Source organism: Pseudonocardia thermophila, from assembly GCF_900142365.1.
Classification (GTDB): Bacteria; Actinomycetota; Actinomycetes; order Mycobacteriales; family Pseudonocardiaceae; genus Pseudonocardia; species Pseudonocardia thermophila.
Window position 1 is genome coordinate 82075 of the sequence record NZ_FRAP01000019.1, and the last position, 16423, is coordinate 98497.

At 73.0% G+C, this 16423-nt stretch carries 19 protein-coding genes; 2 read left to right on the top strand and 17 right to left on the bottom strand.

Translation table 11 applies throughout. The features are described from left to right. Position 1: 1 nt before the first annotated feature. On the top strand, positions 2-904 hold the full coding sequence (locus BUE41_RS22705; RefSeq protein ID WP_407691681.1) for an HAD family hydrolase: 903 nt from the start codon (positions 2-4) through the stop codon (positions 902-904). 6 nt (positions 905-910) lie between these two features. Here the strand turns inward: BUE41_RS22705 and BUE41_RS22710 are convergent, their stop codons facing one another. The 14 genes from BUE41_RS22710 to BUE41_RS22775 form a co-directional block, all read right to left on the bottom strand. Then, the gene (locus tag BUE41_RS22710; protein WP_084755645.1) at positions 911-2065 is read right to left on the bottom strand and encodes a lysophospholipid acyltransferase family protein; all 1155 of its coding nucleotides are present in this window, start codon (positions 2063-2065) and stop codon (positions 911-913) included. Next, complete coding sequence (locus tag BUE41_RS22715; RefSeq protein ID WP_073459252.1) at positions 2062-3138, bottom strand: NAD-dependent epimerase/dehydratase family protein; 1077 nt, start codon at positions 3136-3138, stop codon at positions 2062-2064. Before BUE41_RS22715 ends, BUE41_RS22710 begins: the two co-directional genes overlap by 4 nt. Positions 3139-3254: 116 nt before the next feature. Continuing rightward, a complete protein-coding gene (locus tag BUE41_RS22720; protein WP_010241351.1) occupies positions 3255-3356 on the bottom strand; it encodes a 30S ribosomal protein bS22 in 102 nt (33 codons plus the stop codon). A 135-nt stretch (positions 3357-3491) separates the two neighbouring features. After that, positions 3492-3701 (bottom strand): helix-turn-helix domain-containing protein, encoded by a 210-nt coding sequence (locus BUE41_RS22725; RefSeq protein ID WP_073459254.1) that lies wholly within the window; start codon positions 3699-3701, stop codon positions 3492-3494. Positions 3702-3883: 182 nt separating this feature from the next. After that, complete coding sequence (gene proC, locus BUE41_RS22730; protein WP_073459256.1) at positions 3884-4684, bottom strand: pyrroline-5-carboxylate reductase; 801 nt, start codon at positions 4682-4684, stop codon at positions 3884-3886. A gap of 49 nt (positions 4685-4733) precedes the next feature. After that, positions 4734-5549, bottom strand: coding sequence for a thioesterase family protein (locus tag BUE41_RS22735; RefSeq protein ID WP_200804065.1), 816 nt, complete (start codon positions 5547-5549; stop codon positions 4734-4736). A 12-nt stretch (positions 5550-5561) separates the two neighbouring features. Further along, positions 5562-6389 carry a sugar phosphate isomerase/epimerase family protein gene (locus BUE41_RS22740; RefSeq protein WP_073459259.1) on the bottom strand — a complete coding sequence of 276 codons (828 nt, stop codon included), beginning with the start codon at positions 6387-6389 and terminating at the stop codon, positions 5562-5564. Further along, positions 6386-7474 carry a hypothetical protein gene (locus BUE41_RS22745; RefSeq protein ID WP_073459261.1) on the bottom strand — a complete coding sequence of 363 codons (1089 nt, stop codon included), beginning with the start codon at positions 7472-7474 and terminating at the stop codon, positions 6386-6388. Before BUE41_RS22745 ends, BUE41_RS22740 begins: the two co-directional genes overlap by 4 nt. After that, positions 7471-8481, bottom strand: coding sequence for a Ppx/GppA phosphatase family protein (locus tag BUE41_RS22750; protein WP_084755647.1), 1011 nt, complete (start codon positions 8479-8481; stop codon positions 7471-7473). Before BUE41_RS22750 ends, BUE41_RS22745 begins: the two co-directional genes overlap by 4 nt. 58 nt (positions 8482-8539) lie before the next feature. Then, positions 8540-9226, bottom strand: a complete 687-nt coding sequence (locus BUE41_RS22755) for a response regulator transcription factor (protein WP_073459263.1) — start codon at positions 9224-9226, stop codon at positions 8540-8542. Next, positions 9223-10392, bottom strand: coding sequence for a sensor histidine kinase (locus tag BUE41_RS22760; RefSeq protein WP_084755649.1), 1170 nt, complete (start codon positions 10390-10392; stop codon positions 9223-9225). The genes BUE41_RS22755 and BUE41_RS22760 overlap by 4 nt, the downstream gene beginning before the upstream one ends. A 130-nt stretch (positions 10393-10522) precedes the next feature. Continuing rightward, the gene (locus BUE41_RS22765) at positions 10523-11263 is read right to left on the bottom strand and encodes a phosphoglyceromutase (protein ID WP_073459267.1); all 741 of its coding nucleotides are present in this window, start codon (positions 11261-11263) and stop codon (positions 10523-10525) included. A gap of 20 nt (positions 11264-11283) precedes the next feature. After that, entirely contained in the window at positions 11284-11787 is a 504-nt protein-coding gene (locus BUE41_RS22770; RefSeq protein WP_084755651.1) for a MarR family winged helix-turn-helix transcriptional regulator, read from the bottom strand. A gap of 39 nt (positions 11788-11826) precedes the next feature. Next, positions 11827-12576: a GntR family transcriptional regulator gene (locus BUE41_RS22775; RefSeq protein ID WP_073459270.1), complete on the bottom strand. Its 750-nt coding sequence runs from the start codon at positions 12574-12576 to the stop codon at positions 11827-11829. Between the two features lie 121 nt (positions 12577-12697). Here BUE41_RS22775 and BUE41_RS22780 point away from each other — a divergent pair, with 121 nt between their 5' ends. After that, positions 12698-13021, top strand: a complete 324-nt coding sequence (locus tag BUE41_RS22780; RefSeq protein WP_073459272.1) for an antibiotic biosynthesis monooxygenase family protein — start codon at positions 12698-12700, stop codon at positions 13019-13021. Positions 13022-13024: 3 nt separating this feature from the next. Here the strand turns inward: BUE41_RS22780 and BUE41_RS22785 are convergent, their stop codons facing one another. The 3 genes from BUE41_RS22785 to BUE41_RS22795 form a co-directional block, all read right to left on the bottom strand. Continuing rightward, complete coding sequence (locus BUE41_RS22785; RefSeq protein ID WP_200804066.1) at positions 13025-13465, bottom strand: hypothetical protein; 441 nt, start codon at positions 13463-13465, stop codon at positions 13025-13027. Between the two features lie 47 nt (positions 13466-13512). Continuing rightward, a complete protein-coding gene (locus BUE41_RS22790) occupies positions 13513-15084 on the bottom strand; it encodes a 4-coumarate--CoA ligase family protein (protein ID WP_073459274.1) in 1572 nt (523 codons plus the stop codon). A 272-nt stretch (positions 15085-15356) separates the two neighbouring features. Beyond that, on the bottom strand, positions 15357-16325 hold the full coding sequence (locus BUE41_RS22795) for a DUF4349 domain-containing protein (RefSeq protein WP_073459276.1): 969 nt from the start codon (positions 16323-16325) through the stop codon (positions 15357-15359). Between the last annotated feature and the right edge of the window lie 98 nt (positions 16326-16423).

Consider the following 16423-nt stretch of genomic DNA (forward strand, 5'->3'; position numbering starts at 1 on the left):
GGTGTCTGAAGAGGACGCGCTCACCGGAGCGTCGGACGACCGCGAGGGCACGGAACGTTCCAGGATCGCCGGCGAGGCGTCCGCGGCGGCCGCGGTGGCCGCGGGCGACGGCAACGAACCCGCCCCGGCCGAAGCACCACAGCCCGACCTCACCGCGGCGGCGTTCTTCGACGTCGACAACACGATGATGATGGGCGCGTCGATCTTCCACTTCGCCCGGGGGCTCGCCGCGCGCAAGTTCTTCACGACGTCCGACCTCGCAGGATTCGCCTGGGAGCAGCTGAAGTTCCGCATCGGCGGGCGGGAGACCAACGTCGCGGAGCACCGCGACACCGCGCTGTCGTTCGTCGCGGGCCGCAACGTCGACGAGATCGTCGCGCTCGGCGAGGAGATCTACGACGAGCTGATGGCCGACCGCATCTGGTCCGGCACGCGGGCGCTCGCGCAGATGCACCTCGATGCCGGGCAACGAGTGTGGCTGGTGACGGCCACCCCGGTCGAGCTGGCGCAGATCATCGCGCGCCGGCTCGGCCTCACCGGGGCGCTGGGCACGGTGGCGGAGAGCGTGGACGGCGTCTACACCGGCCGGCTCGTCGGGGAGATCCTGCACGGCCCGGCGAAGGCGCACGCGGTGCGCGCGCTGGCCGTCGCCGAGGGGCTGGACCTGCGCCGCTGCACCGCCTACTCCGACTCCGTCAACGACGTGCCGATGCTGTCGGTCGTCGGCACCGCGGTGGCGGTCAACCCGGACCCCGAGCTGCGCGACATCGCCAAGGAGCGCGGCTGGCAGATCCGCGACTTCCGCACCGGCCGCAAGGCCGCCAAGATCGGCGTGCCGTCGCTCCTGGGCGCGGGCGCGATCGCCGGCGCGGTGGCCGTCGGGTACGCCTACCGCAAGCGCTGAGGGACCTCAGCCGAGGAACACGCTCCGCCGCTGCGCGAGCAGCCGGTAGAGCGTGTGCTGGATGGTCTCGCGCACCTGGTCAGCGATGTTGAAGACCGTCATCGGGTCGTCGGCCTCGGCAGGATCGATCGTGTCGGTGCGGATCGGCTCGCCGAACTCGATGTACCACTTCGACGGCAGCGGGATCGCCCCCAGCGGGCCGAGCCACGGGAACGTCGGCGTCACCGGGAAGTACGGGGCGCCGAGCAGCCGCGCCAGCGGACGGATGTCACCGATCTTCGGATAGATCTCCTCCGCGCCCACGATCGAGCACGGGATGATCGGCACCTGCGTGCGCAGGGCCGCCGAGACGAAGCCGCCGCGGCCGAACCGCTGCAGTTTGTAGCGGTCGCGGAACGGCTTGCCGATGCCCTTGAAGCCCTCCGGCCACACGCCGACGAGTTCCCCGTTGCGCATGAGCCGCTCGGCGTCCGGGTTGCACGCGAGCGTGCTGCCGGCCTTGCGGGCCAGCGAGCCCACGCCGGGCAGCCGGAACACCAGGTCGGCGCCCAGCAGCCGCAGGTGCCGCCGCGCGGGGTGCTCGTCGTGCAGGGCGACGGTCGTCATCAGCGCATCGACCGGCAGCGTGCCCGAGTGGTTGGCGACGACGAGCGCGGCCCCGACATCGGGCACGTGGTGCACGCCGATCGTCTCGACGCGGAACCAGTGCCGGTAGAGCGGGCGAAGCAGCGGTAGGAAGACGTTGTCGGTGAGATCGACGTCGAAGCCGAACTCGTCGACCGCGTAGTCGCCCTCGAGGCGGCGACGCAGGAAGTCCAGCGCGGTCGTCAGCGCCTCCTCCCACTCTGCCGGGGTCTGCTCCGCGGCCTCGTCCACCGGTGGCTCCTCGGCGCCCGCCTCTGCGGACTCCTCGGTCGCTGGTGGCGGTTCCGCGGACCGCGGTGAGGGCACGGCCGGGCGGCGGGTGGTCGGCCCGGAGCCGCCGAGGCGCCAGCGGGTGCGCCCGGAGGAGTCGTCGGCGTGCAGCGGGATCACGCGGGCCCGGGTCTCCGGTTCGCTCACCTCGGCACCTCCCCCGGTGGCGTCCGGCGCGCCGACCCGGCTGCGGGCCCGGTCCACGGCGCGGCGGCGGCGCTGGACTGCGGGATGTTCGGAGGTCATCGGGCCCCCACGGCGGAGAGGAGTTTGTCGACCTGCCGCCCGGCGGTGATCCCGCCCTCGCGCAGCACGCGCTCGAGCGCATCGATCCGGTCGGGCGGGAGGAGGGGCCGCAGCACCGCGCCCCGCACGAAGTCGTCGAAGGCCTGCACGGTCGTCCACCGGGGAGTGAACCCGAACTGCCGGCGCAGCCGGGTGGTGTCCACGACGCGGCCGAAGTTGAGCAGGCGCAGCTGCTCCGGGGAGTAGTCGACGATGCGGGCGGTGCGCAACAGCTTGCCCACGGACCCGACGGCGATCCCGGGAACGGGCAGCGCCACCCGGCCGGCCCGGCGGATCGCCTGGGAGAGCAGCAGCACGCCGTCGGCCGCGACGTTGAACACGCCGGGGATCTCCTCGCTGACGGCGCGTTCGAGGACGGCCAGCCCGTCCTCCTCGTGCAGCAGCTGCACGCGCGCGTCGTAGCCGAGGACGGTGGGCACGACGGGCAACGAGAAGTACCTGGTGAACGCGTTGTCGACACGCGGGCCGATGAGGTTGCTGAACCGCAGGACGGTCACCGACACGTCGGGGCGGCGACGGGCGAACCCGCGCAAGTAGCCCTCGATCTCGGTGGCGTCCTTGGCCCACCCGCCGGAGGGGATCTCCTTCGGCGTCATCGTCTCGTCGAACAGCGCCGGATCGCGGGAGCTGGCCCCGTAGACGGCGGTGGTGGACTTCAGCACCATGCGCCGCACCGAACTGGCCTTCTGGCAGGCCGCGAGCAGCTGCATCGTGCCGATGACGTTCATCTCCTTCATCGCCGTGCGACCGCCGGAACGGGCGGGCTCCGACGAGAGCGCCGTGTGCACGACGGTGTCGACCGAGGCGCGCGAGATGACCTTGGCGATCAGCGGGTTCCGGATGTCGGCGCGCACGAACTCCGCGCGCCCCATGCGGCGCAGCATGTCGCGCGACGGCGGCACGATGTCCACGCCGAGCACACGCTCGATACCGGGATCTGCGGCGAGCCGGGCGGCGAGATGGCCACCGAGGAACCGGCTCACCCCGGTGACGAGCACGACGGATGGGGGCACGGACCACCCCTGCCAGATAGGAGGAGGACGCGGTGGGTGACCGATGCTAGACCCCGGGGCGACCCCGGGTCACTCACACGACGCGATGAGTGACCGGACGCACCCCGGGGGCAGGCTCACTTGCCGAGCTTGCGACGCTGCACGCGGGTCTTGCGGAGGAGCTTGCGGTGCTTCTTCTTCGACATCCGCTTGCGGCGCTTCTTGATGACGGAACCCATGCGTGACCTTCTCGATCTACCTCGGTACGACGGAAAGGTGCCCCGCCCGCGCTGGCGCGCGAACGCGCAGGACGGGACGACGACCGGACGCCCATGCTACCGGTCCGGTCGTACGGTCCGGTGAACAGGTCTGATCTACCCCGCGTCGAAGTAGGCGTTGCGCAGGTAGTCCTCGACGGCGTTGCGCGGCACCCGGAACGACCGGCCCACCCGCGCCGCCGGGAGCTCCCCGGAGTGCACCAGGCGGTACACGGTCATCTTGGACACACGCATCATCGCCGCGACCTCGGCCACCGTGAGGAACTGCATCTGGGCGAGGTGGATCTCGGGCTCATCGGCCGCCATCCGATCACCGCCTTCAGGTCTCACCGGGCCCGGTCGCTCGACCGGGTGCAGGCGTGTCAGCTGAGTCTAGCGGGACCGGTGTGACGAGCACGACCGGCCGCTCTACCCGGGCGAGCGCTCAAGCCGCGCGCCAGGGTGAGACGTGTCGTCCGATCGGTCGGTGATCGACCGACCGTCCGACCCTAGTGCTTGCCCAGTTCGACCGAACGGTCCCGCGCGGCCTCGATCGCGGCGATGAGCGCCGCGCGCACTCCGTGTCGCTCCAGCTCGCGGATGGCCGCGATCGTGGTACCCGCAGGGGAGGTCACGGCCTCGCGGAGGATCACCGGGTGGTCATCGGTCTCGCGCAGCATGCGGGCCGCGCCGAACGCCGACTGCACGATCAGGTCGGCGGCCACCGCGCGCGGCAGGCCGAGCAGGATGCCGGCATCGATCATGGCCTCGACCAGGTAGAAGAAGTACGCCGGGCCGGACCCGGAGAGCGCGGTGACCGCGTCCTGCTGTGACTCCGGCACCCGCACCACCCGGCCGACGGAGCCGAGCATCTTCTCCACGGTGCTCAGGTGCTCCTCGGTGGCGTGCGTGCCCGGCGAAACCGCGCTCATCGCCTCACCCACCACCATCGGGGTGTTCGGCATGACCCGCACGACCGGGGTGCCGGCGGGCAGCGCGTCCTCGTACAGCTTCGTCGGCAGCCCGGCGCACAGCGATACGACGAGCGTCTGCGGCCGCAGCGCCGGTCCCAGCTCGGCCAGGACGGGATCGATGTCCTGCGGCTTCACGGCGACCACCACCACGTCGGCCGTCGAGCCCGCGGTCGACACGTCGACCGCCTTCACCCCGAGCTTCGCCGAGAGCTCCTCCGCCCGCTCCGGGTAGCGCTCGGTGAACACCAGTTCGTCCGGCGCGTGGCCGGCCCCGAGCAGCCCGACCAGCAGCGCCTCGCCGATCTTCCCTGCACCGATCACCGCGATCCGCGTCATGCGACGACGGTACTGCGCGCCGCCTCTCCGGCGGCGGGGCCGGGTCGGCTCAGCGGGGGGCGAGGGCGAGCTGGCGGGCCTGGCAGACGATCCGGCCCGCCGAGTCGACGACCGTGCAGTCCTCGTCGAACTGGTCCCCGGCGATCAGGGTCGCCCGCGACCGCAGCCGCAGCCAACCGGGCGCCGGGCGGGCCCGCAGCAGCGCGGTCAGCTGCACGGTCGGCGCCCAGCCGATCCGGCCCAGGACGTTGAACAGGGTCGGCGGCATGATGTCGCCCGCCACCAGCGCGAACAGCACGTCCGGTTCCTCACCGAGCGGGCGCACCCAGCCCTCGATGACCGGTGGGCCGGTCTCACCGCGGGTGAACGGCAGCGTCGCGCCGACGTAGCGCAGCTCGCAGGCGCTCGAGATGCCGGTGGGCAGCCGCTCGTTGTACGGCGCCATCGCGTCCTCGGGCGGCTCGGCGGGCAGGTCCGGCACCTCCGCCCACGCGGGCTCGTCGTCGGGCAGCCGGCCCGCCGTCACCGACGCCGAGAGCATCGGCTTGTCGTTCTGGATCATCTGCACGGCGACCACGGACGCGGTGCGGCCGATCTTCACCACGTCGGTCGTGAGCGTCACCGGGCCCGGATCGGGGGCCCGCAGGAAGTCGGCGGCCACGGCGAGCGGATCGGGCGCCGTGCCCGGCGCCTCGTCGGCCAGCCGGAGCAGGGCCGCCTTGGCCATCAGCGCCATCATCAGACCGCCGTGCGCCTTGGGCCCGACGGTCCACGTCGTGCCCAGCTCCGCTTCGAAGCGGCCGTCCCCGGCCGGTCGGACGGCGAGCGCGCCACTGAACGGGGGAGCCGTCTGCTGTGGTGCCACCAGCCGTGTCTATCACCCGCGATCGGCGGACGACGATGTGACGTTGTCGACGCCCTGTCCGTCCGATCGGGTCAGGTGCAGGCGGGCGAACAGCAGCGACTCGGCCAGCACCTCGGCCCGCTCGTAGCGGGTGCGGCAGCGGCGCGTGCTCACCTCCAGCACCACGGTGCCCGACCAGTCCTGCTCGGCCAACCGGGAGCACACCTCAGCGCACGGCTGGCTGCCGCGCCCGGGCACCAGGTGCTCGTCGCGCGGCCGGCCGCTGCCGTCGGCCAGGTGGACGTGGGCGAGCCCGGAACCCATGCGGTCGAGCAGCGCCAGCGCGTCCTGCCCGGACGCTGCCGTGTGCGAGAGATCGAGCGTGTAGTGCTCGTAGCCGGTCTCCGTGGGGTCGAAGCCCGGTGTGTACGGCACGGAGCGCACGCGGCCCCGCACCACCGGGTACATGTTCTCGACGGCCACCGCGACGCCGGAGTCCCGGCCGGCGGCGACCTCGTCGGGGAAGGCGTCCGCGTAGCGGCGCTGCCAGCGGAACGGCGGATGGATCACGACCGTCCGAGCACCGACGATCGACGCCATCTCGATCGAGCGGCGCAGCCGCAGCACCGGATCGGGCGTCCACACCCGCTGGGTGACCAGCAGGCACGGGGCGTGAACGGCCAGCACCGGGACCCCGTACGTGCGGGAGAGCCGCTCCACCGACGCGACCTCCTGGCTGGCCGCGTCCGCCCACACCATCAGCTCGACGCCGTCGTAGCCCAGCTCGGCAGCCAGCTCGAAGGCCGCCCTCGTCGGCTCCGGGTACGCCGCCGCCGTGGACAGCGCGACCTGCGCGGTCACTTCCCCAACAGGATCAGCAACACGGGTGAGACCGTGAGCAACAACCCCACCCCTACGGCGAACGCGGTGGTGCGGGTGTCGGTGGTGCGCAGCAGGTTCCGCACCACGTACACCAGCCCGGCGGTGACCAGGATCGCGGCGAAGATCGCCACCACCATCAGGTCCCGCCACAGGAAGCGGAACGCCACCCACAGCAGGGCGCCGCCGATCGCACCGATGATCCACTGCGCGACGACCGCACCCCACGACTGCGTGGCGGGCGCCTCCTCGTCGGCCGCCCGGCGGCGGCGCGTCCGACTGCCGGACGTCTCCTCGGCCTCGTCGTCGTCCGCCACGCGGGCGGCCTCGAGCTCGGAGTCGTCGAAGTCGTCCGAGTCCAAGTCGGAGTCGTACCCCGAGTCGAACTCGTCCTCGTAGCCGTCGAGGTCGTCGTCGTAGCCCGCCCGGCGACCACGCGGCCCACCCGGCGCGGCGGCAGCGCCGCGACGGCCGTACGGCTCGTCGTAGTCGTCGTCGAGCGGCGGGACGCCGGCCTGCGTGGGCGGGCCCCCGTCGTCGTCGGGGCGCCGCTCGGGGCGGGCGCGCGCCCACGGGTCGGCGGGCGGCGGGCCCGCGGGGCGCGCCGGCGCCGGGGGCTCGACGGGGGCGCGCATGGTGCGCGTCTGCTGGCCGGGTGGGCTCGCCGGGGCCGCCGCGGGCATCGGCGGGACCGTGGCCGACGGCCCGGGCGGGGTGGCCGGCGCGGACGGCTCGGGGAACCGCCGCGGGCCCAGGTCCGGCACGCGCGGCATGCGCTCGGTGGGGATGTCGCGCGGCCGGTCGTACGCGGGCGGCGGCGTGACCGGGCCGCGGCGCAGCGGCTCGTCCGGGGGAACGGGCTGGCGCAGGATGCGGCGGTCGGGCACGGACGGCGGCGCGTAGTCGAAGGACGGGCCACCGGTCGTGAAGCCGACGCTCGACTCGACGTCGTCGGGACCGTCGGCGGCCCGCCGCCTGCGGCGACGCCCGGTCGCCGCCACGTCGCCGTGCTCGGCGAGCAGCTCAGCGACGGTGCGCTGGCGGGGGTGATCGGTCTCGGAAGTCATCCGCTACACCGTGCCTCTGTTGTCGTCAAGCGGCCAAGAGCATGCGGGCCCTCGTGCGCCGAGCGGTCGGTCTGGGCCGTCCCATCGAGCAGATCGAGCCTGCGGAGGATCACTCCTTCGCGCAGTGCCCAGGGGCAGATCTCCAGCACGGGCACGTCCAGCGCGCGCATCGTGGCCTCCGCGACGAGTGCGCCGGCGGCGAGCTGGTGGGCCCGGCTCGGGCTCACGCCCTCGAGTTCGGCCAGGTCGGCGGAGGACATGCGGGTCACGAACGCGATCAGCTGGCGCAGCCCACTGGCGCTCAGGGTGCGCCGCACCCGCAGCCCGGCGGCCGACGGTGCCGCGCCCGTGAGGCGGGCCAGCGAGCGGAACGTCTTCGACGTGCCGACCGCCAGATCCGGTTCGCCCTCCGCACGCAACCGCCGGGCGATCGGGGCCAGCTCCTCGTCGAGGTGGGCGCGCAGCGCGTCGATCTCCTTGCGCCCCGGCGGATCGCTCGTGAACCACTCCCGGGTGAGCCGGCCGGCGCCGAGCGGCAGGGACGCCGCGGCGGCCGGGTGCTCGTTGCGGCCGGCGGCGAGCTCCAGGGAACCGCCGCCGATGTCGAGCACGAGCAGCTGCCCGGCGGACCAGCCGTACCAGCGGCGGACGGCCAGGAACGTGTAGCGCGCCTCGTCGACACCGGGCAGCACCTGCAGCGCGATGCCCGTCTCGGCGCGGACGCGGGCGAGGACCTCGGCGGAGTTGGCGGCGTCGCGCAGGGCGGAGGTGGCGAAGGCCAGCAGATCGCCGCACTCGGCGGCCTCCAGTGCCGCGCGGGCCCGCTCGACCGCCTTGACCAGCGCGTCCGCGCCCGCCTGGGTGAGCGCTCCGGCGGCGTCGAGGTGCTCGGCGAGCCGCAGCTCGGTCTTCTCCGACGTCATCGGTGTGGGATGGCCCCCGCGCACAGCGTCCACCACCAGCAGATGAACGGTGTTGGAGCCCACGTCGAGCACGCCGAGCCGCACGGCGTCACCCTACCCGTTCCGTGATCACGCCGTGATCCGGCCGTGTCCTGCCCGATGCTCAGGCTTCGAACTTGTAGCCGAGGCCGCGCACCGTGACCAGGTGCTTCGGGTTGCCGGGATCGGCCTCGATCTTCGCCCGCAGCCGCTTGACGTGCACGTCGAGCGTCTTCGTGTCGCCCACGTAGTCGGCGCCCCACACGCGGTCGATCAGCTGCCCGCGGGTGAGCACCCGCCCGACGTTGCGCAACAGGTACTCCAGCAGGTCGAACTCCTTGAGCGGCATCGGCACCTCGGTGCCGTTGACCGCGACCACGTGCCGGTCGACGTCCATGCGGACCGGCCCGGCGGTCAGCACGCCGGACGCGCCGTCGCCGGCCCCGTTCTCGGCTCCGCGGCGCAGCACCGCGCGGATCCGCGCGATCAGCTCCCGCGCCGAGTACGGCTTGGTGACGTAGTCGTCGGCGCCGATCTCCAGACCCACGACCTTGTCGATCTCGCTGTCCCGGGCCGTCACCATGATCACCGGGACGGACGAGCGGGTGCGCAGCGCCTTGCACACGTCGGTGCCGCTCATGCCGGGGAGCATCAGGTCGAGCAGGACGATGTCGGCGCCGTTGCGGTCGAACTCGGCGAGCGCGTCCGGGCCGGTGGTGACGACGGAGGTGGTGAACCCCTCCTTGCGGAGCAGGAAAGCCAGCGGATCGGCGAACGACTCCTCGTCCTCGACGATCAGCACCTTGGTCATGGCGTCCCCCCGACAGCGGCAGGTTGGGCGGGCTGCTCGTCCGCACGGCGGGAGGCCGGGTCGGCGGGCAGCCGCATCGTGAACGTGGATCCGGTGCCGAGACGGCTCCACAGCCGCACCTCGCCACCGTGGTTGGCCAGCACGTGCTTGACGATCGCCAGGCCGAGCCCGGTTCCCCCGGTGGCCCGCGACCGGGCGGGATCGACGCGGAAGAACCGCTCGAACACCCGCTCCTGGTGCTCCGGCGCGATGCCGATGCCGCGGTCGGTCACCGCGATCTCCACCCAGTCCCCGCTGCGGCGGCGGGTGACCGACACCGACGAACTCGGCGGGGAGTAGGCGATCGCGTTGTCCAACAGGTTCGACAGGGCGGTGACCAGCAGCGTCCGGTCGCCCTGCACGGTGAGCCCGCTCGGTTCGTCGACGATGAACGCGATGTCGGCCGACTCCGCGGACAGCCGCGTCCGCGCGAGCGCCTCGTCGACGACCTCGTCGATCTCCACGGTGTGCATCTCGGGCAGCCGCTCGGCACCGGTGAGCCGCGACAGCGCGATCAGCTCGGTGACGAGGTTGCCCATGCGCGTGGACTCCTCGACGATCTTCGTGCCGAACCGGCGCACCGCCTCCGGGTCGTCGGCCGCGTCCAGCACCGCCTCGGCCAGCAGCCCCATCGCGCCCACGGGCGTCTTCAGCTCGTGGCTGACGTTGGCGACGAAGTCGCGGCGGGTCGCCTCCAGACGCACCGCCTCCGAGGTGTCCACGGCCTCGACCAGCACGAACCCGTCACCGAGCGGGCGCACGCGGGCGTGCACCGATGCGGGGCGGCGGCCCCGCCGGTCGAGCGGGGAGAGATCGACCTCGAGCGGCCCGGACTCGCCGTGGACGCGCTCGGCCGCGGCGACCGCCCGCCGGTCGGCGCGGTTCTCACCGACGACCCCCAGCACCTCCGCGCGCGGGTTGTGCAGCACGACGTCGCCGTGCCGGCTGAGCACCGCCAGCCCCTGCTCGGTGGTGCGGAACGCCCGCTGCAGGAGATCGGCGAGGGTGGGACCGGGGGCGACGGGCCGGCGGGCTGAAGCGGTCCGGCGGCGGACGGTGCGGCGACCGACGAGGAAACCGATCACCACCCCGCACACCGCGAGGAGGATGCCGACCGTGGCGGTCATGGCGCCATCGTATGCAGCCGGACCCGCCATCGATCCAGCTCAGCGGGCCGTTCGTGACGCTGACGACGCTCCGGAGCGCAACAGTTCCGCTGCCGTTCACCCCCGGTTCACCCGGCCGCCGCGGCGCGGCCTACCGGCCCTGCGCGGCGACCGCTGCGGCGGCCGCTGCGGCCGCCTCCGGGTCGAGGTACTCCCCGCCCGGCTTGATCGGGCGCATGTCGTCGTCGAGCTCGTAGCGCAGCGGCATCCCGGTGGGGATGTTCAGCCCGACGATGTCGGTGTCGCTGATGTTGTCCAGGTGCTTGACCAGCGCGCGCAGCGAGTTGCCGTGCGCGGCGAGCAGCACGATCTTCCCCGCGCGCAGATCGGGGACGATCGCCTCCTCCCAGTACGGCAGGAAGCGCTTGACGACGTCGGCCAGGCACTCGGTGCGCGGCATCTCGTCGCCGAGGTCGGCGTAGCGCGGGTCGCCGTCCTGGGAGAACTCGCTGCCCGGCTCGATCGGCGGGGGCGGCGTGTCGTAGCTGCGCCGCCACAGCATGAACTGCTCCTCGCCGAACTCCTCCAGCGTCTGCTTCTTGTTCTTGCCCTGCAGCGCGCCGTAGTGCCGCTCGTTGAGCCGCCAGCTGCGCCGGACGGGGATCCAGTGCCGATCGATCGTGTCCAGCGCCAGGTTCGCCGTGGAGATCGCGCGGCGCAGCAACGACGTGTGCACCACGTCGGGGAGCAGCCCGGCGGCCTTCATCAGCTCGCCGCCGCGGCGGGCCTCCTGCTCGCCCTTCTCCGAGAGGGGCACGTCCATCCAGCCGGTGAACAGGTTCTCGGCGTTCCACACGCTCTCGCCGTGGCGGAGCAGCACGAGGGTCGACATGCTCTTACCTTTTCATTGCCTCAGACGTGGGCGGGGGCCCCCTCGGTGGGATCGACGAACTCCCCGGTCAGCCCGGCGCGGATCTCGTTCGTGATCTCCATGAGCTGCCGCACCTGCTCCCGGGTGAGCCGGTCGAACAGGTACTTGCGGACCTCGTTGACGTGGCCGGGCGCGGCGGCCGCCAGCACCGCGAGACCCTCGTCGGTGAGCGTGCAGAAGGTGCGCCTGCGGTCGCCGGGGCAGGTCTCGCGGCGCACCCAGCCGCGCTCCTCCAGCCGGGACACCGCGTGCGAGATGCGGCTGTGCGAGCTCAGCGTGCGGTCGGCGAGCTCCCCCATCCGCAGCGTGCGGTCCGGCGCCTCGGAGAGCATGACCAGGATCTGGTAGTACGCCATCGGCATGCCGGCGTCGCGCTGCAGCTGGCGGTCCAGCGCGGCCTCCAGCAGCGTGGTGGCGGCGATCCACGACAGCCACGCCGCCCGTTCCTCGGCGTCCAGCCAGCGCGGCTCACCGTGGTCGGTCACCTGGGCGATCCTACGGCCTCGATCGGGAAACCACGGTGATCAACCGACCCGGTACCCGTCGGACGCCGAGAACCGGGCAGTGACGCTGAACCGGTCGGCGCGCACCAGCGTCTGCCGCCACTCGACGGCCTGGTCGCCTGCCAGGCCGAGCCGGTCGATGGTCAGCGCGGCCACGTCGGGGCCGATCCCCAGCAGGCGCCGCTGCGCGGAGTCGGGCACGACCGCGCTGATCCGCTCACTCCCGCCGGTGACCCGGATTCCGCAGCGGGCGGCGTACTCGGCGTAGAGGCCGGTGCGGCTGAAGTCGACCTCCAGCAGCGGCGCGGCCAGCTTCTCGGGCAGCCACACGCGGTCGACGGCCAGCGGCACCTCGTCGGCCAGGCGCAGCCGCTCCAGGTGCACCAGCGGAGTGGACTCCTCCAGCCCGAGCCGGGCCGCGACCACCCCGTCGGCGCGCACGTCGAGCGTGTGGACCACGCTGCGCTGCACCTGGCCGGTGGCCTCCACCGCGGTGAACAGGCTGTACGGCTCCCCCAGCTGCTGTTCGATCACGCCCCGGTCCGCGCGGCGCGGGGTGCGGCCCCGGCCGGCGATCACCAGGCCTTCCTCGCGCAGCCGCCGCACCGCCTCCCGGACGGTGTGCCGGCTCACCCCGTACTCGGCGACGAGCGCGAGCTCACCCGGGAAGGAGTCCTTGAACTCGTCGAGGGCCAGCCGCCGGCGCAGGTCCGCCAGCAGCTGCTCCCACAGCGGACGGGCGCCCAGCCGGTCCAGCGGCTGGGCGGTCATGGTCCGACCACCGGGCGCATGTCCTCCACGGTACGGGCGCGGCAGCGGTGGCGGAAAGCCGGTGCACCGGGGTCGGGAACTCGCTGGCCCGCGCGCGGCGGCGCCGACTTGGATGTGACCGGTGGAGTTCGCGCAGACCCCCGAACCGCCCTACACGGCTGTGATCTTCACCTCGCTGCGGACGGACGGCGACGACGGCTACGCCGAGACGTCCGCGCGGATGGCCGAGCTGGCCGCGCGGCAGCCGGGGTTGCTGGGCATCGAGTCGGCCCGCGACGGCCTCGGCATCACCGTCGCCTACTTCCGCGACGAGGCGAGCGCGCGGTCGTGGAAGCAGGTGACCGAGCACCGGGAGGCGCAGCGGCTGGGCCGGGATCGGTGGTACCGGGCCTACCGGGTCCGGGTCGCCACCGTCACCCGCGAGTACGGGTGGGAACGGCCGTAGCCGTCAGGCCGCCCGCACGCCCCGCTTGCCCACCGCCCCGCGCAGGCCGACGCACCCCACGCAGCCGATGCAGTCCACGCAGTCGATGCAGCCGACGCACGCGATGCAGCGGCGGCAGCCGATGCAGGCGACCGTGGCGATGCTGGCCCGGATCCCGGCGGAGAGGAACGTGGCGATGCTGGCGAGCACGCCGACGCTGCCCGAGGTCGCGACGCTCGCCACCACGCCCGCGCTGCCGGACGTGGCAACGCTGCCGACCACCCCGGCGCTGCCGGCGACCGCGACGCTCCCCACGACCCCCGCGGAACCCGCGACCGCGACGCTGCCGGCGACGCCGGTGCTGCCCGTCACCGATCGGCTCGCGACGACGGGTCCGCTCCCGGCGGGCTCGACGACGGTGCCGGGCCGCAGCGGCGTGACCGTGGCCGGTGCGTTGTCCTCCATGCCGCGAGCCTCCCGCACGCCGCGGCCCGTCGCCACCCTGATCCGGCTCAGACCTTCTGCGCTTCCCGCGCCCGCAGGTCCTTGCGCAGGATCTTCCCGGACGCCGACTTCGGGATCGCGTCGATGAACTCGACCACGCGGACCTTCTTGTGCGGCGCGATCCGCTCGGCGACGTAGGCCATGACCTCGTCCTCGGTGAGGTCCTCCGCGCCCGGCTGCTTGACGACGAACGCCTTCGGGACCTCCTCGCCCTCCTCGTCGCGCACCCCGATGACGGCGGCGTCGGCGATGCGCGGGTTGGTCAGCAGCAGCGCCTCCAGCTCGGCGGGCGGCACCTGGTAGCCCTTGTACTTGATCAGCTCCTTGACCCGGTCGACGATCGTGTAGACGCCGTCCTCGGTGACCGTGGCGACGTCACCGGTGTGCAGGAAGCCGTCGGCGTCCAGCGTCGCGGCGGTGGCCTCGGGGTTGTTCAGGTAGCCGCGCATGACCTGCGGCCCCTTGACCCACAGCTCGCCGCGCTCGCCGGGGCCGACCTCCTTGCCGGTCTCCGGGTCGACGAGCTTGCACTCGGTGTTGGGGATCGCGAGCCCGACGCTGTTGAGGTCGTAGGTGCTGTCGAACGGGTGGGCGTGGCTGACCGGCGACAGCTCGGTCATGCCGTAGCCCTGCAGCACCCGGCAGCCCAGCCGCTTCTCGACGGCGTGGCCGAGCTCGGCGTCGAGCGGGGCGGCGCCGGAGAAGATCGTGTCGATGCACGACAGGTCGTACTGGTCGACGATCGGGTGCTTGGCCAGGAAGACCGCGACCGGCGGCGCGATGTAGACGTAGTCGACGCGGTGCTCGGAGATCACGCGCAGGAACTCCTGCGGCTCGAACTTCGGCATCGTCACCACCGTCGAGCGGTGGTAGAGGCCGTTGTTCATCATCACGGTCATCCCGTAGATGTGGAAGAACGGCAGCACGGCCAGCAGCCGGCGCTCCGGCGTCACCGAGAACACCGGCTCCACCTGGCAGAGGTTCGCGACCAGGTTGCGGTGGGTGAGGATCACGCCCTTGGCCAGGCCGGTGGTGCCCGACGAGTACGGCAGCACCGCGACGTCCTCGGCACCGACCTCCAGCGCGGGCGGAGCGGCGTCGGTAGCGGCGAGCTCGGCGAGCGAGGTGCGGCCCTCGGCGGGATCGAGCGTGATGATCGCGTCGTCCGGGATGCCCACCTCGGCGGCGGCCGCGCTGGCCCGGTCGAGGAACGGCGACACCGTGATGATCATCCGGGCGCCGGAGTCCTTGAGCTGGTGCACCAGCTCGGGAGCGGTGTAGAGCGAGTTCGCGCTGGTGACGGTGGCGTTGGCGCGGATGATGCCGTGGAAGGCCGCCACCCAGTACGGGTTGTTGGGCGCGAACAGCGCCACGACGTCGCCCTTGCCGATCCCCCGCGCGGCCAGCCCGGCCGCGACCTTGTCCACGAGCTCGTGCAGCTGCCGGAAGGTGATCGCGTTGCCGGTGGGCCCGTCGATCACCGCCGGCGCGTCCGCACGGTCGCCGAAGTCGGTGAAGAGGAACTCGTAGAGCGAGGTGTCCGGGATCTCGACGTCGGGGTAGGTGCTGCGGAAGGACATCGGCGGAGCGCTCCCTTGCGTGCGATGGATCACACCATGCTACGGACACATTCGATCACCTGCGGGAGCAGGAGAGAACACCCGGAAGGGGTAGCCCGAAAGGGTTGTCCTCACGCGCTGTTACTGCGATCGTGTTTGCGCCGCGTACGTGGTCACCACCACCGGCCCAGGTGCGGGAGGCGCCCCTCGTCGTTCCCGCGTCGGCGGCGGCACGAAGCCCCCGATCGTGTCGCTCAGCGGGCCCGCGGCACCTGCAGGGTGGCCCGGGGTCACTACTCCCCCTCGGCTCCCGGGCCGCCCTGCCCGACCGCCGCCCCGGCCACCGCGGGCGCCCGCCGGCGCAGGGTGCGGCGCACGAACCAGGCGATCCCGACGATCACCGCGGCCACCGGCAGGTACGGGATCAGGAAGCCGATCACCGCGCCGACCACGATCGCGATCCGCACGAGCGTCTCCCAACCGGCCGCCAGGCCCTGCAGGAAGCCCGGGGTGTCCGACGCCGGGGGCAGCGGTGCGGCCCCGGTCCCGACCAGGTCCACGGTCAGCGTGGACAGCGCCACCTTGCCGCGCAGCGCGGCGAGCCGGTTCTTCAGCGAGTCCAGCTCGGCCTCCCGCTGAGCCAGCTCCGACTCGATGCGGGTGATGTCGGCGATCGACTCGGCCCGCGCGAGCAGCGCCCGGATCCGCTCGACGCTGGCCTGTTGGCTGGCCACCCGCGAGTCGAGGTCGATCATCTGGTCGGTGACGTCGGTGGCCTGCGAGCGCCGGTCGGTGACCTTCCCGAGCGCTGCCACGTCGTCGATCACCCGGTCGAGGCTGTCGGCGGGGATCCGCAGCGTGAGCGACGCGCCGCTGCCACCGGTCTGCCGCTCCTCCGCGACGATGCCCTGCGCGGTGACCGCGATGCTGCGCACCTGCCGCACCGCGGCCGCCACATCGGCGGTGTCGACGGTGAGCGCGGCGGTGCGCACGACCGATCGCTCCACGTCGAGCTGCTGGGCGGGCACCTCCGGGGAGCCCCCGCGGCCGGGTGCTCCCCCGGGTGCCAGCTCGGCCGTGGCCGATCCATGGGCGGAGTCCAGGGCCCTGTCCTGGCCGGGTGCCGCGGCGACCCCTCGCTCCCCCGCGGCACCCGGCGATGCGTTCTCCGCCGCACTGCAGGAGACCCCGGCCGTCAGCACGATGAGTGCGGCCCCCACCGCGGCGATGAGCCGGATCCGGCGTCCGCTCTGCTGCGCCATTCCTGCCTCCCGTGTTCCCCCCGACGGCCGGGGATCTCGACCCTGCAGACGGAGCCTGCCCGGCCGGGGGTTGCACGGGGTTCCGGGAAACTACCGGA

Excerpts from the sequence above, each read along its gene's own strand:
- BUE41_RS22710 (WP_084755645.1), bottom strand. The coding sequence starts at position 2,065 with ATGACCTCCGAACATCCCGCAGTCCAGCGCCGCCGCCGCGCCGTGGAC.
- BUE41_RS22720 (WP_010241351.1), bottom strand. The coding sequence starts at position 3,356 with ATGGGTTCCGTCATCAAGAAGCGCCGCAAGCGGATGTCGAAGAAGAAG.
- BUE41_RS22725 (WP_073459254.1), bottom strand. The coding sequence starts at position 3,701 with ATGGCGGCCGATGAGCCCGAGATCCACCTCGCCCAGATGCAGTTCCTC.
- proC (WP_073459256.1), bottom strand. The coding sequence starts at position 4,684 with ATGACGCGGATCGCGGTGATCGGTGCAGGGAAGATCGGCGAGGCGCTG.
- BUE41_RS22745 (WP_073459261.1), bottom strand. The coding sequence starts at position 7,474 with ATGACTTCCGAGACCGATCACCCCCGCCAGCGCACCGTCGCTGAGCTG.
- BUE41_RS22755 (WP_073459263.1), bottom strand. The coding sequence starts at position 9,226 with ATGACCAAGGTGCTGATCGTCGAGGACGAGGAGTCGTTCGCCGATCCG.
- BUE41_RS22760 (WP_084755649.1), bottom strand. The coding sequence starts at position 10,392 with ATGACCGCCACGGTCGGCATCCTCCTCGCGGTGTGCGGGGTGGTGATC.
- BUE41_RS22765 (WP_073459267.1), bottom strand. The coding sequence starts at position 11,263 with ATGTCGACCCTCGTGCTGCTCCGCCACGGCGAGAGCGTGTGGAACGCC.
- BUE41_RS22775 (WP_073459270.1), bottom strand. The coding sequence starts at position 12,576 with ATGACCGCCCAGCCGCTGGACCGGCTGGGCGCCCGTCCGCTGTGGGAG.
- BUE41_RS22785 (WP_200804066.1), bottom strand. The coding sequence starts at position 13,465 with ATGGAGGACAACGCACCGGCCACGGTCACGCCGCTGCGGCCCGGCACC.
- BUE41_RS22790 (WP_073459274.1), bottom strand. The coding sequence starts at position 15,084 with ATGTCCTTCCGCAGCACCTACCCCGACGTCGAGATCCCGGACACCTCG.
- BUE41_RS22795 (WP_073459276.1), bottom strand. The coding sequence starts at position 16,325 with ATGGCGCAGCAGAGCGGACGCCGGATCCGGCTCATCGCCGCGGTGGGG.